This is a genomic window from Nocardia sp. CA-136227 (assembly GCF_050955695.1).
Classification (GTDB): domain Bacteria; phylum Actinomycetota; class Actinomycetes; order Mycobacteriales; family Mycobacteriaceae; genus Nocardia.
In genome coordinates, this window is the sequence record NZ_CP192081.1 from 6,336,612 (window position 1) to 6,353,324 (window position 16,713).

Consider the following 16,713-nt stretch of genomic DNA (forward strand, 5'->3'; position numbering starts at 1 on the left):
CAGGTCAGGTCAGTTGATGGGGGCGCTCTTCCACCACTTGACGACGTCGTCGATGCTGCCGACCAGACCGTCGGTGTACATGAGGTACTGGGTGCGGCCCGGGTCGGTGAAGGCGGTCACCATGCGCGGGTGGCTGTCGTCGGTCATCTGGTAGTTGGTGTAGGTCTTGCCGCCGTTGGTGTCCTGGGTGGTGGTGTCGGCGGTCAGGCCCTTCACCACCGACTGCGCGTCGGCCGACGAGGAGTAGGCGAAGATGCGGTAGAAGGGGTCCTTGTTGTCGCTGCCGCCGTAGCAGCGCCACTGCACCTTCCAGTCGCCGAAGTCGGGGGTGCCGTCGGTGGCGTCGGAGGAGACCGGGGAGTCTGCCACCCAGCAGGTCGCGCCATTGAGGCCCTTGCCGCCGGTCTTGGTGGCGGGCAACAGCTTCGGGAACTCCTTGGCCGCGGCCGACCAGTCGATCGACTTGTCGCTCTTGGGCGCGGCGCCCGGCGACGTGGTGGCCGAGATGGTCGGCGACCCCATCTTGTCGTCACCCGTCTTGCTGCCGATCGCCGCCAGCACCACGACCAGGACGATCAGCAGCACCACGGCCGCGGACACGATGCCGATGATGAGCCCGGCATTGGACTTCTTGGGCGGCATCGGGCCGGCGAGCGGCGCGATCGGCGGCCGCTGCTGCTGGCCCGGGCCCGCGTAGCCGTAGGCCGGCGGCTGCGTGTACTGGTTGGCGCCATGGCCGGTGTAGCTGCCGGTCACCGGCTTGGGCGGGACCGGATTGACCGGATTGACCTGTGTCGGAGCCGGATACGGCACGGCCGGGGTGGGCGGCGTGGTCTGCGGGCGCGCGGTCTGCATGTGGCCGCCGGTGACCGGCATCCCCGTCTGGTGTGCGCCGCCGGTCAGCGGATTGCCGGTCTGCATGGGCCCACCGGTCGGCATCGCGCCACCGGTGTACATGGGCATCCCGGTCTGCATGCCGCCACCGGTCAGCGGCGCGACCGGAGCCGGTCCCCCGGTGTAGGGCATGACCGGCATGGGCGGCGCGGTCCGATTGACCAGCGGGATGGCGGGCGCGCTCGGATTCGCGAGCGCACTGCGCGCGGCGGCCGCGAAGTCGCTGCAACTGGCGAAGCGGTCCTCGGGCCGCTTGGCCATGGCCTTGGCGATCACCATGTCCATGCTCGGCGGCAGTCCGGCCCGCGCGCTGCTCAGCGGCGGCGGCGGATTCTGCAGGTGCCCCTGGATGACCGCGGCCGGGTTGGTGGCCGAGAACGGCCCGGACCCGGTGAACAGCCAGAACAGTGTGCACGCCAGCGAGTACTGGTCGGAGCGGCCGTCCAGCGCGGACCCGGTCAGCTGTTCGGGCGAGGCGTAGGCGAGGGTCGCGGTGAACGTCCCGGTCTGGGTGAGATGACCGCTGTCGTCGCGCAGCCGGGCGATGCCGAAGTCGGTCAGGTACACCCGCTCGCCCTTACCGCCGGTGGAGCGGGCCAGCAGGATATTGGCGGGCTTCACGTCCCGGTGCAGCACCTCGTTGCGGTGCGCGTAGTCCAGGGCGTCGGCCATCTCGGCGACGATCTGCACGGCCCGCTCGGGCGGCAGGGTCTGCGGATTCACGCTGGCGGCGTCGATGCCGTCGATGTACTGCATGGAGATCCACAGCTGGCCGTCTTCCATCCCGCGGTCATAGACGGTGACGATATTGTGGTGGTCCAGCTGGGCGACCAGATCGGCCTCGCGTTCGAAGCGGGCTCGGACCTCCTTGTCGAAGACCATCTCCCGATTCAGCAGCTTGAGCGCCGTCAGCCGGGGCAGCCGCGGGTGTTTGGCCAGGTACACCGACCCCATGCCACCCCGGCCGAGCTGCCGCTCGATGACATACTCAGCAAAAACGTCACCTTCGGACAGCATGACGATCTCCCACTTCCCACTCCACGCGCCGGGACCCACCAGCGTGCGGAGTACCACAGACGATCGGCGTGATCGTTAACGGGCCGATCCGGAAAACACCGAAACTGTAGCCGATCCGACCCGCGCCTCGCGCCGGGCCGGGCGCGCCGCGCGAACCTGCAGCGTTCGCCTGCAACGGTATTCACCTCCTCTGATCGGCCGGGCTTCGGAATTCCTACCGAACTATCTACGCACGACTCGCTAACGCAACACTCAACGTTTGCTTGTCGTCCCGGTCGGACCCGCCCTGAGCTGTCGGGGGTCGGGGATACGCTGGGCATATGCGCATTGGAGCTCACGTCCGGACGGACAGCGACCCGATCGGCTTCGGCGAGCAGCTCGGGGCCGATGTCATCCAGATGTTCGTGGTGGATCCGCAGAGCTGGGACAAACCCAAACCGCACCCGCTGACCGAGCAGATCAAGGCCAGCGACATCGACGTGGTGGTGCACTCGTCGTATCAGATCAATGTGGCCAGCCTGAACAATCGGCTGCGCATGCCCTCGCGCAACGCGGTCGCGCAGCAGGCCAAGGCCGCCGCCGACCTGGGAGCGTTCGGCCTGGTGGTGCACGGCGGGCACGTCCGCTCCGACGAGGAGATGGCGGAGGGATTCGTCAACTGGCGCAAACTGTTCGAACGCCAGGCCGACAAGGGCGGGTTCGCGGTGCCGATCCTGATCGAGAACACGGCCGGCGGGAATCACGCCATGGCACGGTATTTCGACGATATCGGGCGGCTGTGGGACGCGGTCGGCGAGTACGGGGCCGGGTTCTGCCTGGACACCTGCCACGCCTGGGCGGGCGGTGAGGAACTGGTCGGGATCGTGGAACGGATCAAGGCCATCACCGGGCGCATCGACCTGGTGCACCTGAACTCCTCGCGCGACGCCTTCGACTCGGGCGCGGACCGGCACGCCAATTTCGCCGACGGCACCATCGATCCGCAGTTGCTGGCGGAGGTGTGCCGCACCGCGGGCGCGCCGGTGATCCTGGAAACCCCCGCCGAGGGCGTGGCCGACGATCTGAAGTATCTGCGCGAACACCTGGGCTGAGCGCCCGCGGCGCCCGCCGCCGTCCTTTCGATCCCGCTGATCCTGAACCTGTTTCGGCGGCGCACCCGATGGTGTCCTGATCATGGCTCGAATCCGGGCCGGACTCCATCGGGCGAAAGGCATGGCATGTCCGTCGATTACGCAACTTCCACCCCCACGGTCGTGCAGTTGGGCAGCAGGATCGGTGCGCGCATCGACGGCGTCCGGCTCAGCGGCGACGTGGATTCGGTGACCGTGCAGGCCATCCAGGACGCGCTGCACAAGCACAAGGTGATCTTCTTCCGCGGCCAGGAGCATCTGACCGAGGACGGGCAGTACGAGTTCGCGCAGCTGCTGGGCGCGCCCACCACCCCGCACCCGACCGTCACCTCCAAGGGCGTCAAGACCCTGCCCATCGACTCCGAGTACGGCCGCGCCAACAGCTGGCACACCGATGTCACCTTCGTGGACCGGGTGCCGAAGGCGTCCATCCTGCGCGCGGTGCACCTGCCGTCCTACGGCGGCTCCACCACCTGGGCCTCCACCGTGGCCGCCTACGACTCGCTGCCAGCGCCGCTCAAGGTGTTCGTCGAGAACCTGCGGGCCCGGCACACCAACGCCTACGACTACGCCGCCGACCGGACCGAGGTGGCGCGTGGCGAGAACGCGGAGGTGACCGCCAATATCAAGGCCTACCGCGAGGAATTCGAGTCCAGCTACTACGAGACCGAGCACCCGGTGGTGCGCGTGCACCCGGTGACCGGCGAACGCGCCCTGCTGCTCGGCCACTTCGTGAAGAACTTCGTCGGTTTCTCCACCGCCGAATCCCAGGCCCTGTTCCAGCTCCTCCAGAACCGCGTCACCCGCCTGGAGAACACCACCCGCTGGAACTGGCAGCTCGGCGATGTCGCGATCTGGGACAACCGCGCCACCCAGCACTACGCCATCGACGACTACGACGGCCAGCCCCGCCGCCTCACCCGCATCACCCTGGCGGGCGACGTCCCGGTGGACGTGCACGGCGACCCCAGCACCATCATCACCGGAAACGCCGACCACTACTCGATCATCGAGGAGGTCACACCCCGCGCCGCCTGAAACCCGGCGCGAAGCACCGTGATTCGGGCCCTGCCGGGTGCTGCCACTCACCCGTGACCGCCCGATTTCGCGGACCGACACGACTCGATGCAGTGGGGCGCGTGCCACACGTACACCCCGCGCCCCACTGCCAGGCCGGTGCGACGACACCAACCTCACCAACGCCGTCGCGCCGGCCTTTGTCGTTTGCCTGCTCGCTCGTCGCTCGTCGTTCCCATCGACTTCGCCGGATTCGCTCGAACCCCATCGGGCAGACTGTGGGCATGGAGATTCGGCCGCTCGACGGCGTTCGGGTTCTGGAGTTGGGTAACTATGTGGCCGCGCCGACCGCGGGGCGGATACTCGGGGACTTCGGGGCCGAGGTGATCAAGGTCGAGCGGCCGGAAACCGGTGACGAGCTGCGGAATTGGCGGCTGTACGGCGGCGATACCTCGATGCTGTACCGGACGGTCAACCGGAACAAGAAGTCGATCACGCTGGATCTGCGCACCGAGGCCGGGCGCGGGATCGTGCTCGACCTGATCAAGCAGTGCGATGTGCTGCTGGAGAACTTCCGGCCGGGGATGCTCGAGAAGTGGGGACTCGGGCCCGAGGCGCTGAACGCGGCGAATCCGGATCTGGTCATCACGCGGATCTCCGCCTACGGGCAGACCGGGCCGCTGTCACAGCGGCCGGGCTTCGCGGCGGTGGCCGAGGCGGTCGGCGGGCTGCGCGAACTCGTGGGCGATCCGGATCGGCCGCCGGTGCGGGTCGGCGTATCGATCGGCGATTCCATCGCCGGCATCTACGCCGCCTTCGGCACCGTCATGGCCCTGTTCCAGCGGGAACGGGTGCAGCGGGTTCCGTTGGAGCAGCGCATCATCGACGTGGCGCTGAACGAGTCCATCCTCTCGGTGATGGAATCGCTGGTGCCCGACTACCTGGCCTACGGCATCAATCGCGAGCGGGTCGGCGGGCGGATGGAGGGCATCGCGCCCAGCAACGCCTATCCGACCAGCGATGGCTACAGCATCATCATCGGCGGTAACGGCGATGCCATCTTCCAGCGCTACATGCAGGTCATCGACCGCCCCGATCTGGCCGCCGACCCCGAGTTGCAGGACAACGCGGGACGCTGGCGCAACCGCGATCGGCTGGACGCCTCGATCGCCGAATGGACGCGTCTGCGCACCCGCGAGGAAGCGCTGAAGGTGCTGGAGGCGGCCGCCATCCCGTGCGGGCCCATCTACACCGCCGCCGACATCGTCACCGACGAGCAGTACAAGGCGCGCAATATGATCCAGCCCTTCCCGGTGGACGTGGGCGAGCCGGAGCCCAAGGAAGTCGGTTTCCCCGGCATCGTCCCCGTGATCGGCGGGCAATCGCTGCCCATCCGCAATGTCGGCCCGGACCTCGGCGAGCACACCCGCGAGGTGCTGTCCGAGCTGCTCGGCCTGACCGACGCCGAGATCGATGCCCTGGAGGCGAAGTCATGACCCTGCGCGATGTCACGCTGCGCGACGGCCTGCAGCTCACCGGGAAGGTGCTGCCCACCGAACGCAAGGTCCAGATCGCCCGGCAGCTGCTGGCCGCGGGCGTGCCGGAGCTGGAGATCGGTTCCATGGCGCGCCCGGATCTGGTGCCGCCCATGGCCAATACCCTCGAACTGGTCGAGCGGCTGACACCCGAGGAGCTGGAACGCTGCTGGGTGTGGGTGGCCACGCCGCGGCACGTGGCCAAGGCCGCCGAGGCCGGGGTGCGCAACTTCCAGTACTGCTTCTCGGTGTCGGACGCGCACAACAAGGCCAATATCGGCCGCACCACCGAGGACAGCCTGGCCGCCATGCCGGAGGCGGTGCGGTACGCGCACGAGGCGGGCGGGCGCATCCAGCTCTGTCTGGCAACGGCTTTCACCTGCCCGTTCGACGGGCCGGTGGATCCGGCGCGGGTGCTGGCCATCGCGGCCGATCCGCGCGCGGAGGGCGCCTCGGACATCGTGATCGCCGATACCCTCGGGCAAGCACATCCGGGTCAGGTTGGCGCACTGGTGGCTTCGGTGGCCGCGACCGGGCGCTGGGGAACTCCGGAGCACCGCATCGTCTTCCACGGGCACGACACCTGGGGCATGGGGGTGGCCAATTCGCTGGCGGCGCTGGCCGCGGGCGCGGACGTGGTGGACGGTTCGCTGGGCGGGCTGGGCGGCTGCCCATTCGCACCGGGCGCCTCCGGGAACACCTCGAGCGAGGATCTGTTGTTCGCGACCCGGCCGGAATGGTTCACGCCGTCCGTATTGTCGGACTTGGTGCATATTTCCGAGGATTTGCTGAAAGAACTCGGCGAACCGAATCGATCCCGGACCATCGAAGGCGCGAACTCGGAAGCCACGGCATTCGAGTGGACAATTACCAGCCGGAATTGATTCGCTAGAAATTAGCTATCGTGCGCGTCGGCGCGAATCTTGAGCAGAATCAGACCCGCGGTACAGGCCAGGATCAAACCCGCGACGGTGATCTCCACCCGCAGTCCGGCAATACCGAGAATCGCGCCGGTGAGACCGCCGAGAAAGAACACCCAGGCGGCGATACGGGCCAGGAGTGCCGGCACCCGCGGCGTCGGAGGGGCGGCAGGCTCTCCGGAGCGCGCCGACGCGCGCAGCGGAGATGTCGAGAATGCACCCATCATCCACTCCTCGGTGACGCCCGCCGGGTTCGCGAATCTTCGGCGCGCCCCTCGGCTAATTTCGAGCGTCTCTTGTGTAACTTTGGACACACATTACGGCCCGGCAACGGAAAGTCCATACGACACGTATGCAAAACGCGCCGAGTTTACTAATTCGATATTTGAATCACTGCTGTTTGAGATATTTTCGAGGCCCCGAAAATGCCCCGCGCGGGTCCTCGGATCGAACCGACCACCCGCCTGGCCGATGCCCATCGGCTCCGTTAGGGTGAGCCCACTCGATACGAATCAGGAGTGCCACCCATGGACGGCAGCAACGCCCGCGCGGACGACCACGCGGTCACCCCGTGGCGTCGCCTGCCCAAGCCCGTGGTGTACGCCGCGGCCGCGGTCGGCACGGTCTCGGCGGGTCTCATCCTGCTCGGCGCGTGCGGCCTCGGCCACACCGACACCTATGTCGCGCCGCCGCCGATCAACGCGGATCTGCAAGCGGCCCCGGTGACTTCGGCCAAGAGCGGCGCCTCCGCCACCCCGGCCATCGTCATCCCGCCGTCCCCGACCTGGCGGGTAGCCGCTGACCAGCCGTCGCGGCGCGCTCCCATCTCCACCGTCACCGGCACCCCGGAGGATCCGGCCGACCCGAGCAATACCCGCTCGACCCCGGCCCGCCCGACCACCACCACCCGGCCGGTGACGACCGAATCCAGTCGGCCCACAACGGAATCCCCGCGCACCACCACCGAGGCGCCGGTCACCACCCGCCCCGAGACCACGCAGCCCGCGAGCGTCTCGCCCACGGACCACGCGGCTTCGGACACCTCCGACAACTAGCGGACATCTCGGACGACCAGCGCGCCTCCGACATTCGGCACGCCCAGGACGACCGGCGTCTACCAGTCGCCGTCCTCGACGGGCTTACCCTGCTTGTCGCCCAACTGATACACCTGACCAGGAGTTGGCGGATGCCAGGGTTCGTGGTCGTCGCCCAGCCAGTCACCGACCGGGACCACATTCGCGAGCGGGTCGGCAGGCGCGAGATCGGTTGCGTCCGAATCGAAGTAGTCGAACCAGGGTAGGCCCGCGGCGGTGTACGCCGCGCGATCGACCGGTGACGGAGGCGCGGCCTCGCCGGTGATGCGCCGCCAGTCGGGCGGGGTCACCAGGTGCACGAAGACGCGGCCCGAGCGCTCGGTGGACCAATCCGCCAGGGGCCGTTCGTCTTTGTAGATCTGCTGCCGCATGGTGCCGCCGACGCCCAGTCCCATGGCGGTGGCGCGCGGCGCCCCGGCCGGATGACCACCCGGGGCCGGCGGCGCGCCGTAGGCCGGAGCCGCGGCCGGCGGCGGCAGGGCGCCGGGGGCTCCCGCCAGGAAGGCGGAACCCGACTTGCGGTAACGCCGGCGGGACGCCCGCTCGCGGCGCTCCTCCTCGGCCTTGCGCCAGCGCGCGAGCTCGAGATCGTTGAGCGCGAAGTTCTGGAGTTGAATCCCGCCCCAGGTCTCCTCCCCGGTGACCTGCCCCTCCACGGTCGCGCCCAATCCCAGTGGCACCGCGACGAATTGCCGGATGGTGCCCTTCCCGGAATTGATGCCGTCCAGCCACGGCTGCCGGGGCAGCACCACGTAGTTCTGCGGATCTCGATCGAGCCGGGCGCTCCACGGCTTCCCCGACACCGCGCACACCTTGCCCACGCCGATCTGCAGCGCCGCGGGCTCCTTCGCGGAGAACGACAGCCACATGGCCTCGCGCAGATACATGGGCAGCATGACGCCACCGCGTTCGGCCCATTCCGGCGGCACCGAGGCGGCGTAGTCCGCCACCCGCCGCACCGGGAACTCGCCGAGCCCGGGCGGCAGCGGATGCGTCCCCTGCTCGGGCAGTCTCAGCGTGCGGATGAACCGCACCCCCACCTCACCGGGCAACACCAGGGTGTTCCCGTCCAGCCGTACGGCGTCTCCTCCCATGCTCCGACCCTACGCCCGCCAATCCGATTGCCGACACCGGAATTTCAGCTTCGCACCCCGGATCGGACACGAACGCGCCCCGCTCGAGGCTCGAGCGGGGCGCGTTCAGGGGGCTTGCGGGTCAGAACTCCACGAGGCTGTACTCGCCGACCCGATCGCTGAGCACCCGCAGATGCTCCAGGTCGCCGCCCAGGGTCCGGGCGATGGCGGTGAGCCGGGCGACATAGTGGCTCACCGGGTATTCGGTGGTGATGCCGATGCCGCCGTGCATCTGGATCGACTCCTGGCCGATGTGCCGGGCCGAGCGGCCGACCTGCAACCGCGCCCGCGACGCCGCCACCCGGTCCGCGGAGCCGTCGGCCACCGCCGCGGTCGCGTACAGGCTCATGGAGCGGGCCAGTTCCAGCGAGACGTACATGTTCGCGGCCCGCTGGGTCAGCGTCTGGAACTTGGACAGCGTGACCCCGAACTGCTTGCGCGTCTTCAGGTAATCGGTGGTGAGCCGCATCGACTCCTCCATCGCGCCCAGCGATTCCGCGCACAGGCTCGCCTGCGCCGCCACCGTGACCGCGTCGATCACCGGCTGGGCGTCGCCGCCGTCGCCGAGGAGTTCGGCTGCCGCGGAGGCGAATTCGAGCTGCGCGCCCCGCCGCCCGTCGAAGGTGCGGAACGGGGTGCGGGTGACGCCCTCGGCGTCGGCGGCGAGCAGGAACAGCCCGACTCCTCCGCCGGGCAGGGCGGCGCTGACCACCAGCTGATCGGCGCAGTCACCGTGCGGCACCGGGTTCTTGACGCCGGTGATCCGGTAGACGTCCCCGTCCGGCACCGCGGTGGTGGCCGGATCGGCGGCGGGCCACCGGGAGCCGGGCTCGTCGTGGGCGAAGGCGAGCAGCGTCTCCCCGCCCGCCAGCGCGGGCAGCACCCGCTGCCGCTGGTCGGCCGTGCCCGCGCGGGCGATCAGCCCGCCGGGGACCAGCACGGCATCGAGGTAGGGTTCGGGCGCGTTGCGGCGGCCGATCTCCTCCATGACGACCATGGTCTCGACCGGGCCCGCGCCCACGCCGCCGTCCTCCTCGTCGAAAGGCAGTCCGAGGACGCCCAATTCGGCCAGCTGCCGCCACACGTCGCGGTTCCAGCCGAGTTCGGTGTCGATGACCTTCAGGCGCGTCTCCGGGTCGTAGGCGCGGCCCAGCAGGTCCCGGACCGTATCGCGCAGCATGACCTGTTCATCGGTGAGTTCGAAATCCATGGCGGCGGCTCACAATCCGAGGATGGTGGAGGCGATGATGGTGCGCTGCACCTCGCTGGAGCCTCCGTAGATGGTGGTCTTGCGGTAGTTGAGGTACCCGGGGCCGCTGCGCTGCGCCCAGCCCGGCGAGGCGATGTCGGCGGCGTTCACCGGCAGCGCGTCCGGACCGGCGATCTCCAGCAGCAGTTCGGTGGCGGCCTGCTGCAGCTCCGAACCGCGCAGCTTCAGCACCGAGGAGGCCGGATTCGGCTTGCCGTCACTGGAATTCGAGATCACCCGCATCAGGGTGAGCTCCAGCGCCAGCAGCTCGTTCTCGATCTCGGCCACCCGGGCCGCGAAGACCGGATCCTCGAGCAGCGTGCCGTTGCCCGAACGGATCTGCGCCGCATGCTCCTTCGCGACGCCCAGCTTGACCTTGGTGCGGCCCACGCCGGTGATGCCGGTGCGCTCGTTGCCGAGCAGGAACTTGGCGTAGGTCCAGCCCATGTTCTCCTCGCCGACCAGCTGGTCGGCCGGGACCCGGACGTTCTCGAAGAAGACCTCGTTGACCTCGTGGTGGCCGTCGATCAGCTTGATCGGGCGGATGGTGACGCCCGGAGTATTCACGTCGAAGAGCAGCATCGAGATGCCCGCCTGCTTCTTGGCGTTCGGGTCGGTGCGGACCAGGCAGAAGATCCAGTCGGCGTACTGGGCCAGGGTGGTCCAGATCTTCTGGCCGTTGACGATGTAGGAGTCGCCGTCGCGGACCGCCGTGGTGCGGAGCGAGGCCAGGTCCGAACCCGCGTCGGGCTCGGAAAAGCCCTGGCACCACCAGATGTCGAGGTTGGCCGTCGGCGGCAGGAAGCGCTGCTTGAGCTCCTCGGAGCCGAACTGGGCGATGACCGGGCCGATCATCTGGGCGTTGAAGGTGAGCGGCTCCGGCACCGACGCCAGCTGCATCTCGTCTTCCCAGATGTGCAGCTGCATGGGCGAGAAGTCGCGGCCACCCCACTGCACCGGCCACTTGGGCACGGCCAGGTGGTTCTCGTTGAGGATGCGGTGGGTGGTGACGATGTCATCGCGAGAGAGCTCGAGACCGTACTTGACGCGGTCACGGATCTCCGCCGGGATCTTGGTCCGGTAGAACTCGCGCAGTTCGTCCCGGAATGTCACCTCATCGGGTGAAAGGGCCAGCTTCATTGCTTCTCCCGAGCGTCGCTGTGATGTCGCCATCAAACCTACCCCCCGGTAACGATCCAATTGTCACCCGGATCACACCGACTGGACGGCTCGGCGGCACCGGGACCGACCTGAACTGGTAGGTTGCCCGAGAACCCCACACCCGCAACGCAGGAGCAGCCAGAGTGAACGGCAGCACGCTTTTCCGGCGCACCGCGGCGATCGCCGCGCTCACCACCGCCGCGGCCCTCAGCACCACCACGGCCACTGCCGATCAGCCCCGCACTCCCGCCGAGACCGGCGTCGAACAGCTCACCCACGCCGTCGGCGACGACGTGGCGGGCAGGACCGCGGTCGCCGACATTGCCAAGTCCGCCCAGCTGGTCGCCGCCGCGAAGCTGGAAAATGTTCAGTTCACACCGTTCTCGTACCTGGCCCCCACCCTGGGCTGCGGCTTCAACATGCCGTTCAGCCTCACCTCGGCCACCGCCGTCACCGGCATCGCGGGCCCGGCGGCCACGGTGTCGCTGCCCGCCGGCAATGTCAGCTTCCAGGTCATGGCCCAGCAGAACGGCTTCCCCCTGTCCTCCGGCTTGACCGTCGCCTGGCTGAACGTGAACAACGGCCGCAGCGGCATCGTCCCCCTCGACGATCACACCGAGTACAGCCTCCCGACGCTGTCCAAGACCGTCGAGACCGGCCCGGGCACCATCATCGCCTCGCTCTGGGGCACCATCGACTACCCCAACGCCCGCTGCGTCGTGCTCCCGACTGTCGGCCTCTCGACGGTCCCGGACGCCCCCGCGGTCCAGGCCACCCCGCCCGCCACCACCCCGGCGGCCCCCGACGCCTCCGGCGCGACCCCCTCGACCACCCCGGCCGCGCCGACCACTCCCGCGCAGACCCCGGCCGACAACTCCGGCTCCGGCAGCGCCCCGGCCTAGCCACTCACGACTCACCGAAAACACAACGCCCGCATCCATTCCGGATGCGGGCGTCGTCGTTTGGAATGCGCTACGTCAGAAGCGCGGCTTGCGCCGGTGCTGGTCCGGGCGCTTGCCCTCGCGGCGGGGGGCTCGGCTCATGGAGCGGGCGCCGGGGGCGCCGGCGTCCAGCTGCAGTTCGATGAGCTGACCGCTGATCCGGGTGCGGCTCAAGGCGTTCAGCGTCTCGTTGGACAGGTCCGCGGGCAGCTCCACCAGCGAGTGGTCCGGGCGGATGCTGATGTGCCCGAAGTCGCTGCGGCGCAGGCCGCCCTCGTTGGCGATGGCGCCGACGATCGCGCCCGGCGCGACCTTGTGGCGCTTGCCGACCGAGATCCGGTAGGTGACCAGTTCCGCGCCGGTCTGACGGTGCCGGGACGGACCGCTGGGCTCCCGGCGTTCGCGGGGGCCGCGATCGCGGTCGTCGAAGGTGCGGGGGGCACGCTCACGGCGCTCGCGCGGGGCGGGCTCCGGGTCGGGCTCCATGAAGAAGTTGTCACCGTCGTGGCCGCCGACCGCCAGCGCCGCCGCGATGTCCACCAGCGGGATGTTGTGCTCGCGCTCGTAGTCCTCGATGAGCTTGCGGAACAGCGGCAGGTTGTCCGAGGCCAGGTTGTCGGTGATGGCGTCGTGGAACTTGGTGACGCGCTGCGCGTTGACGTCCTCGACGCTGGGCAGCTGCATCTCGGTGACCTGCTGGCGGGTGGCGCGCTCGATGGCGTCGAGCAGCCGGCGCTCGCGCGGGGCCACGAACAGCAGGGCGGTGCCGGTGCGGCCGGCGCGACCGGTACGGCCGATGCGGTGCACGTAGGACTCGGTGTCGTGCGGGATGTCGTAGTTGACGACGTGCGAGATGCGTTCCACGTCCAGACCGCGGGCGGCGACGTCGGTGGCGACCAGGATGTCGAGCACGCCCGACTTGAGCTGGCCGATGGTCCGCTCACGCTGCGCCTGCGCGATGTCACCGTTGATGGCCGCGGCGGAATACCCACGCGCGCGCAACTTCTCGGCCAGCTCCTCGGTGGCCTGCTTGGTGCGCACGAACATGATGATGGCCTCGAAGGGCTCCACCTCGAGGATGCGGGTCAGCGCGTCCAGCTTGCGCTGATGCGACACCTGCACCCAGCGCTGGGTGATGTTGGTGTTGGTCGAGGTCTTGGTCTTGACCGTGATCTCGACCGGATCCTTCAGGTACTGCTTGGAGATCTTGCGGATCACCGTCGGCATGGTGGCCGAGAACAGCGCGACCTGCTTCTCCGCGGGCGTGTCACGCAGAATGCGCTCGACGTCCTCCTGGAAGCCCATCTTGAGCATCTCGTCGGCCTCGTCGAGCACCAGGTACTGCAGCTCCGACAGGTCGAGCGTGCCGCGCTCCAGGTGATCGATGACGCGACCCGGGGTGCCGACCACCACCTGGGCGCCGCGCCGCAGCCCCGACAGCTGCACCGCGTAGTTCTGACCACCGTAGATCGGCAGCACATGCGTTCCGGGCATATGGGTGGCGTACCGGCCGAACGCCTCCGCAACCTGGATCGCCAGCTCACGAGTCGGGGCCAGCACCAGCGCCTTCGGCGCCTTGCCCGCCCCGTGCATGCCCTGCAGCACCGGGATGGCGAACGCCGCCGTCTTACCGGTACCGGTCTGGGCGAGACCCACCACGTCATGGCCGTCCAGCAGCGGCGGAATCGTCGCCGCCTGGATGGGCGACGGCGATTCGTAGCCGACATCGGCGATGGCCCGCAGAATGCGGTCATCGAGCCCGAGATCGGCGAAGGACGGGCCGGAAACGTCCCTCTCGTCGTCAGTGGGAACGCTGTCGGCCGGTGAGGTGCTCATTGCCATGGATTTTACTGCCTGCTAGCTGCGGGCTTGACCATCGGGTGAATACCCTGGGAGTCGTGCAACCGGACAACCCGCCCGCGCCCGCCCTCCCGACGCCCTCGAGCCCGGTTTCCGGACTCGAAAATACCGAAGCCGCTCCCGTCCACAACTACGTCGCCGGGACCCTGGCCTCGCCCGATGCGGCCAGCTCGGGAGCCGTGGCGACGGCCGACCCCGAACCGGGCGCCGCGGCCCGGCAGCAGGCCGGCACCGCGCCTGCGGGGTCGGTGGACGTGGCGGTGGTGCAGTTCGATCCGCACACCGACACCGTGGCCAATCTCACCGCGCTGCGCGCCGAGGTCAAAGCGGCCAGCGAACTCGGAGCGAAGGTGGTGGTGGCCCCCGAGTACGCGATGTTCGCCACCAAGCGCCTGGACGAGCGGGTGCTGGCCGCCGCGGAGCCGCTCACCGGAGAGTTCGTCACTGGATTGCGTGGCGTGGCAGCCGAATTCGGCGTGCACGTGGTCGCCGGCGTGGTCGAGGCCGGGGGCCCGGACCAGCCCGCCGGGCACATCTACAACACCCTCGTCGCCGCCTCCCCCGACGCCGAGTTCGCCGCGGTGTACCGAAAAGTTCATCTCTACGACGCTTTCGGCTCCCGCGAATCCGACCTGCTCATCCCCGGCCCGCTCGACCAGTCCCAGACCTTCACCGTCGACGGCGTCGTGTTCGGCATGCAGACCTGCTTCGATCTGCGCTTCCCCGAGGGCATTCGCCGCCTGGCCGCCGCCGGCGCGCACACCCTGCTGCTGCCCGCGCAGTGGATTCCCGGCCCCGGCAAGGTCGATCAGTGGACAACGCTGCTGCGGGCCCGGGCCATCGAGAACACCATGTACGTGGCCGCCGCCGACCAGGCCGCGCCGCGCGGCTCCGGCGCCTCCATGATCATCGCCCCCACCGGTGCGGTGCTGGCCGAACTCGGCGACCAACCGGGCATCGCCACCGCCCGCGTCGACCTGGCGCACCTGGGCGAGGTCCGGTCCACCAACCCGAGCCTGGCGCTGCGCAGATACACCATCCGCGGCGAATGAGCCCCGGTCAGCCGAGGCTCACGCAACTAGACTGAATACCGATGATCTATCCGGATCGCGGGGCCGCCGGGCGCGCGCTGGGTGAGGTTTTGGGGCACCTGCGCGCGGCGGATCCGCTGGTGCTTGGACTGCCTCGCGGCGGGGTTCCGGTGGCGGCGGCGGTGCACGAGGCGATCGGCGGGGATCTGGATGTGCTGCTGGTCCGCAAGCTCGGGGTGCCGTGGCAGCCGGAACTGGCCATGGGGGCCATCGGCGAGGACCGGGTGCGGGTCCTCAATCACGACGTCATGCGGCACACGGGCGTGTCCCCGGAGCAGCTGATCGACATCGAGCACGTCGAACGCGCCGAGCTGGAACGGCGGCGGCGGGTGCTGCGCGAGGGGCCGCCGATCGACATGACCGATCGGACCGTGGTGATCGTCGACGACGGCATGGCCACCGGCGCGACCGTGGCCGCCGGCTGCGAGATCGCGCGCAAGCACGCGCCCCGGCGGGTGGTCGTGGCCGTGCCGGTGTCCTCGGCCGAAGCGCTGCAGCGGATCCGGGCCATCGCCGACGAGGTGGTGTGCCCGATGGTGCCGCGCAATCTCGGCGGCGTGGGCGGCGCGTATCGCGACTTCCACCAGCTCACCGACGCGGAGGTGGTACGGCTGCTGCGGCCCGCCACCGCCCGCGACCCGGAACGGTGACCGCCGTCAGACCAGCGAGCGGGCGTGCACGAAATCGACCACCTCGGCGGTGACCGCCGCGTGCGCGGGCTCGTGCAGCAGATCGTGGCCGGTGTCCGGGTAGGTGAGGAAGCGCGCCCCGACCTGCTCGGACCAGGCCCGGACCGGATCGATCGGCGCGCGCCGATCGTCCGCGCCGTGCACGATCAGCACCGGCAGACCCTCGGGCAGCCGGGGGCCCGGCCAATCCGATTCGCTGGCGGTCGCCGCCGCGGCCCGGGAGCGGGCCTCGGCCGAACTCCCGCCGGAAACGGCTTGGGCCCGGCCACGATTCGCGACCGCGCTGCCGCGGGCGGACTTCGGCGACCGGCCCTCCAGCACCGCCTGCGGCGTGCCGGACAGCACCAGACCGGAGAAGTCCCGGGGTTCGGCGTCCCGCAGCACCGCCAGCGCGGTGGCCGCGCCCAGCGAGTGCCCCATCAGGAAGGGCGTGGAGTCGGAGTGCTCGTGCACCTGATCCAGGAACATCCGCGCGTCGGCGGCCAGTTCGTGAATATTGCCGGGCCGCTCCGGGTCTCCTTCGCTGAGACCGTGGCCCGAGGTGTCCAGGGCCCAGAGTTCGATTCCGTGGGCGGCGAGCGCCCGGGCAAACCGATGGTAGTGCGCGCTGTGCTGGCCGATTCCGGGCAGCAGAGCCAGGACGGCCTGCGCACGGTCGAGCCGCCATCGTCGGTAGTGAAGGCGGCCGCGAGCGCCCGCGAGGTAAAGCATCGGCAGATTGTGACAGACCGAACGCGGCTATGGGGGAGCTCCGAACAGGCAACTGGTCAGTAATTAACGCGGGGACCGAACGGTCGGCCCGGATTCCCGGTCCCAGGCCGGTCCCGGCGGCCGGACCGGACGGGCGACCCGGTCCCGCCCGCCGGACGACACGCCGGAATGGCGGGGCGATTTCTGGCGTCCGACCGGGCGTTGAGCCGACTACGGCCACCGCACCGCGCACGAGTCGCGTTGTCTCCCAACACCGCCCGCAAACGCGCGC

Annotated in this window: 15 protein-coding genes; 8 read left to right on the forward strand and 7 right to left on the reverse strand. The window is 69.5% G+C overall.

What is annotated here, in order from left to right:
* Nucleotides 1-9 precede the first annotated feature (9 nt).
* Nucleotides 10-1,911, reverse strand: a complete 1,902-nt coding sequence (locus ACQP06_RS29385; protein ID WP_433667912.1) for a serine/threonine protein kinase — start codon at nucleotides 1,909-1,911, stop codon at nucleotides 10-12.
* A gap of 320 nt (nucleotides 1,912-2,231) precedes the next feature.
* On the opposite strand from ACQP06_RS29385, the gene ACQP06_RS29390 reads away from it, so the two are divergent.
* From ACQP06_RS29390 to ACQP06_RS29405, 4 genes are all read left to right on the forward strand, one after another.
* A complete protein-coding gene (locus ACQP06_RS29390) occupies nucleotides 2,232-3,002 on the forward strand; it encodes a deoxyribonuclease IV (RefSeq protein ID WP_433667913.1) in 771 nt (256 codons plus the stop codon).
* 126 nt (nucleotides 3,003-3,128) lie between these two features.
* Entirely contained in the window at nucleotides 3,129-4,079 is a 951-nt protein-coding gene (locus ACQP06_RS29395; protein ID WP_433667914.1) for a TauD/TfdA dioxygenase family protein, read from the forward strand.
* Between the two features lie 263 nt (nucleotides 4,080-4,342).
* Nucleotides 4,343-5,554, forward strand: a complete 1,212-nt coding sequence (locus ACQP06_RS29400; RefSeq protein WP_433667915.1) for a CaiB/BaiF CoA transferase family protein — start codon at nucleotides 4,343-4,345, stop codon at nucleotides 5,552-5,554.
* Nucleotides 5,551-6,477 (forward strand): hydroxymethylglutaryl-CoA lyase, encoded by a 927-nt coding sequence (locus ACQP06_RS29405; protein ID WP_433667916.1) that lies wholly within the window; start codon nucleotides 5,551-5,553, stop codon nucleotides 6,475-6,477. The genes ACQP06_RS29400 and ACQP06_RS29405 overlap by 4 nt, the downstream gene beginning before the upstream one ends.
* Before the next feature lie 11 nt (nucleotides 6,478-6,488).
* Here the strand turns inward: ACQP06_RS29405 and ACQP06_RS29410 are convergent, their stop codons facing one another.
* The gene (locus ACQP06_RS29410; protein WP_379279343.1) at nucleotides 6,489-6,737 is read right to left on the reverse strand and encodes a hypothetical protein; all 249 of its coding nucleotides are present in this window, start codon (nucleotides 6,735-6,737) and stop codon (nucleotides 6,489-6,491) included.
* 303 nt (nucleotides 6,738-7,040) lie between these two features.
* Between ACQP06_RS29410 and ACQP06_RS29415 the strand changes: the two genes are divergently transcribed.
* A complete protein-coding gene (locus ACQP06_RS29415) occupies nucleotides 7,041-7,568 on the forward strand; it encodes a hypothetical protein (RefSeq protein ID WP_433667917.1) in 528 nt (175 codons plus the stop codon).
* A 59-nt stretch (nucleotides 7,569-7,627) separates the two neighbouring features.
* Here ACQP06_RS29415 and ACQP06_RS29420 read toward each other — a convergent pair whose 3' ends face one another.
* From ACQP06_RS29420 to ACQP06_RS29430, 3 genes are all read right to left on the reverse strand, one after another.
* Entirely contained in the window at nucleotides 7,628-8,701 is a 1,074-nt protein-coding gene (locus ACQP06_RS29420; protein ID WP_433667918.1) for a hypothetical protein, read from the reverse strand.
* A gap of 121 nt (nucleotides 8,702-8,822) precedes the next feature.
* Nucleotides 8,823-9,950 carry an acyl-CoA dehydrogenase family protein gene (locus ACQP06_RS29425; RefSeq protein WP_433667919.1) on the reverse strand — a complete coding sequence of 376 codons (1,128 nt, stop codon included), beginning with the start codon at nucleotides 9,948-9,950 and terminating at the stop codon, nucleotides 8,823-8,825.
* 9 nt (nucleotides 9,951-9,959) lie between these two features.
* The gene (locus ACQP06_RS29430) at nucleotides 9,960-11,129 is read right to left on the reverse strand and encodes an acyl-CoA dehydrogenase family protein (RefSeq protein ID WP_357087196.1); all 1,170 of its coding nucleotides are present in this window, start codon (nucleotides 11,127-11,129) and stop codon (nucleotides 9,960-9,962) included.
* A 164-nt stretch (nucleotides 11,130-11,293) separates the two neighbouring features.
* Here ACQP06_RS29430 and ACQP06_RS29435 point away from each other — a divergent pair, with 164 nt between their 5' ends.
* Complete coding sequence (locus tag ACQP06_RS29435) at nucleotides 11,294-12,052, forward strand: hypothetical protein (protein ID WP_433667920.1); 759 nt, start codon at nucleotides 11,294-11,296, stop codon at nucleotides 12,050-12,052.
* Between the two features lie 75 nt (nucleotides 12,053-12,127).
* Here ACQP06_RS29435 and ACQP06_RS29440 read toward each other — a convergent pair whose 3' ends face one another.
* Nucleotides 12,128-13,927 (reverse strand): DEAD/DEAH box helicase, encoded by a 1,800-nt coding sequence (locus ACQP06_RS29440; RefSeq protein WP_433667921.1) that lies wholly within the window; start codon nucleotides 13,925-13,927, stop codon nucleotides 12,128-12,130.
* A gap of 272 nt (nucleotides 13,928-14,199) precedes the next feature.
* Here ACQP06_RS29440 and ACQP06_RS29445 point away from each other — a divergent pair, with 272 nt between their 5' ends.
* Nucleotides 14,200-15,003 (forward strand): carbon-nitrogen hydrolase family protein, encoded by an 804-nt coding sequence (locus ACQP06_RS29445; protein WP_433673464.1) that lies wholly within the window; start codon nucleotides 14,200-14,202, stop codon nucleotides 15,001-15,003.
* A 41-nt stretch (nucleotides 15,004-15,044) separates the two neighbouring features.
* A complete protein-coding gene (locus ACQP06_RS29450; protein WP_433667923.1) occupies nucleotides 15,045-15,692 on the forward strand; it encodes a phosphoribosyltransferase in 648 nt (215 codons plus the stop codon).
* A 6-nt stretch (nucleotides 15,693-15,698) separates the two neighbouring features.
* Here the strand turns inward: ACQP06_RS29450 and ACQP06_RS29455 are convergent, their stop codons facing one another.
* The gene (locus ACQP06_RS29455; RefSeq protein ID WP_433667924.1) at nucleotides 15,699-16,442 is read right to left on the reverse strand and encodes an alpha/beta hydrolase; all 744 of its coding nucleotides are present in this window, start codon (nucleotides 16,440-16,442) and stop codon (nucleotides 15,699-15,701) included.
* Nucleotides 16,443-16,713 lie beyond the last annotated feature (271 nt).

What these genes read in the sequence shown, in the direction of transcription:
- ACQP06_RS29385 (WP_433667912.1), bottom strand. Translation starts at nt 1,911, where the DNA reads ATGCTGTCCGAAGGTGACGTTTTTGCTGAGTATGTCATCGAGCGGCAG.
- ACQP06_RS29390 (WP_433667913.1), top strand. Translation starts at nt 2,232, where the DNA reads ATGCGCATTGGAGCTCACGTCCGGACGGACAGCGACCCGATCGGCTTC.
- ACQP06_RS29395 (WP_433667914.1), top strand. Translation starts at nt 3,129, where the DNA reads ATGTCCGTCGATTACGCAACTTCCACCCCCACGGTCGTGCAGTTGGGC.
- ACQP06_RS29400 (WP_433667915.1), top strand. Translation starts at nt 4,343, where the DNA reads ATGGAGATTCGGCCGCTCGACGGCGTTCGGGTTCTGGAGTTGGGTAAC.
- ACQP06_RS29405 (WP_433667916.1), top strand. Translation starts at nt 5,551, where the DNA reads ATGACCCTGCGCGATGTCACGCTGCGCGACGGCCTGCAGCTCACCGGG.
- ACQP06_RS29410 (WP_379279343.1), bottom strand. Translation starts at nt 6,737, where the DNA reads ATGGGTGCATTCTCGACATCTCCGCTGCGCGCGTCGGCGCGCTCCGGA.
- ACQP06_RS29415 (WP_433667917.1), top strand. Translation starts at nt 7,041, where the DNA reads ATGGACGGCAGCAACGCCCGCGCGGACGACCACGCGGTCACCCCGTGG.
- ACQP06_RS29420 (WP_433667918.1), bottom strand. Translation starts at nt 8,701, where the DNA reads ATGGGAGGAGACGCCGTACGGCTGGACGGGAACACCCTGGTGTTGCCC.
- ACQP06_RS29425 (WP_433667919.1), bottom strand. Translation starts at nt 9,950, where the DNA reads ATGGATTTCGAACTCACCGATGAACAGGTCATGCTGCGCGATACGGTC.
- ACQP06_RS29430 (WP_357087196.1), bottom strand. Translation starts at nt 11,129, where the DNA reads ATGAAGCTGGCCCTTTCACCCGATGAGGTGACATTCCGGGACGAACTG.
- ACQP06_RS29440 (WP_433667921.1), bottom strand. Translation starts at nt 13,927, where the DNA reads ATGAGCACCTCACCGGCCGACAGCGTTCCCACTGACGACGAGAGGGAC.
- ACQP06_RS29450 (WP_433667923.1), top strand. Translation starts at nt 15,045, where the DNA reads ATGATCTATCCGGATCGCGGGGCCGCCGGGCGCGCGCTGGGTGAGGTT.
- ACQP06_RS29455 (WP_433667924.1), bottom strand. Translation starts at nt 16,442, where the DNA reads ATGCTTTACCTCGCGGGCGCTCGCGGCCGCCTTCACTACCGACGATGG.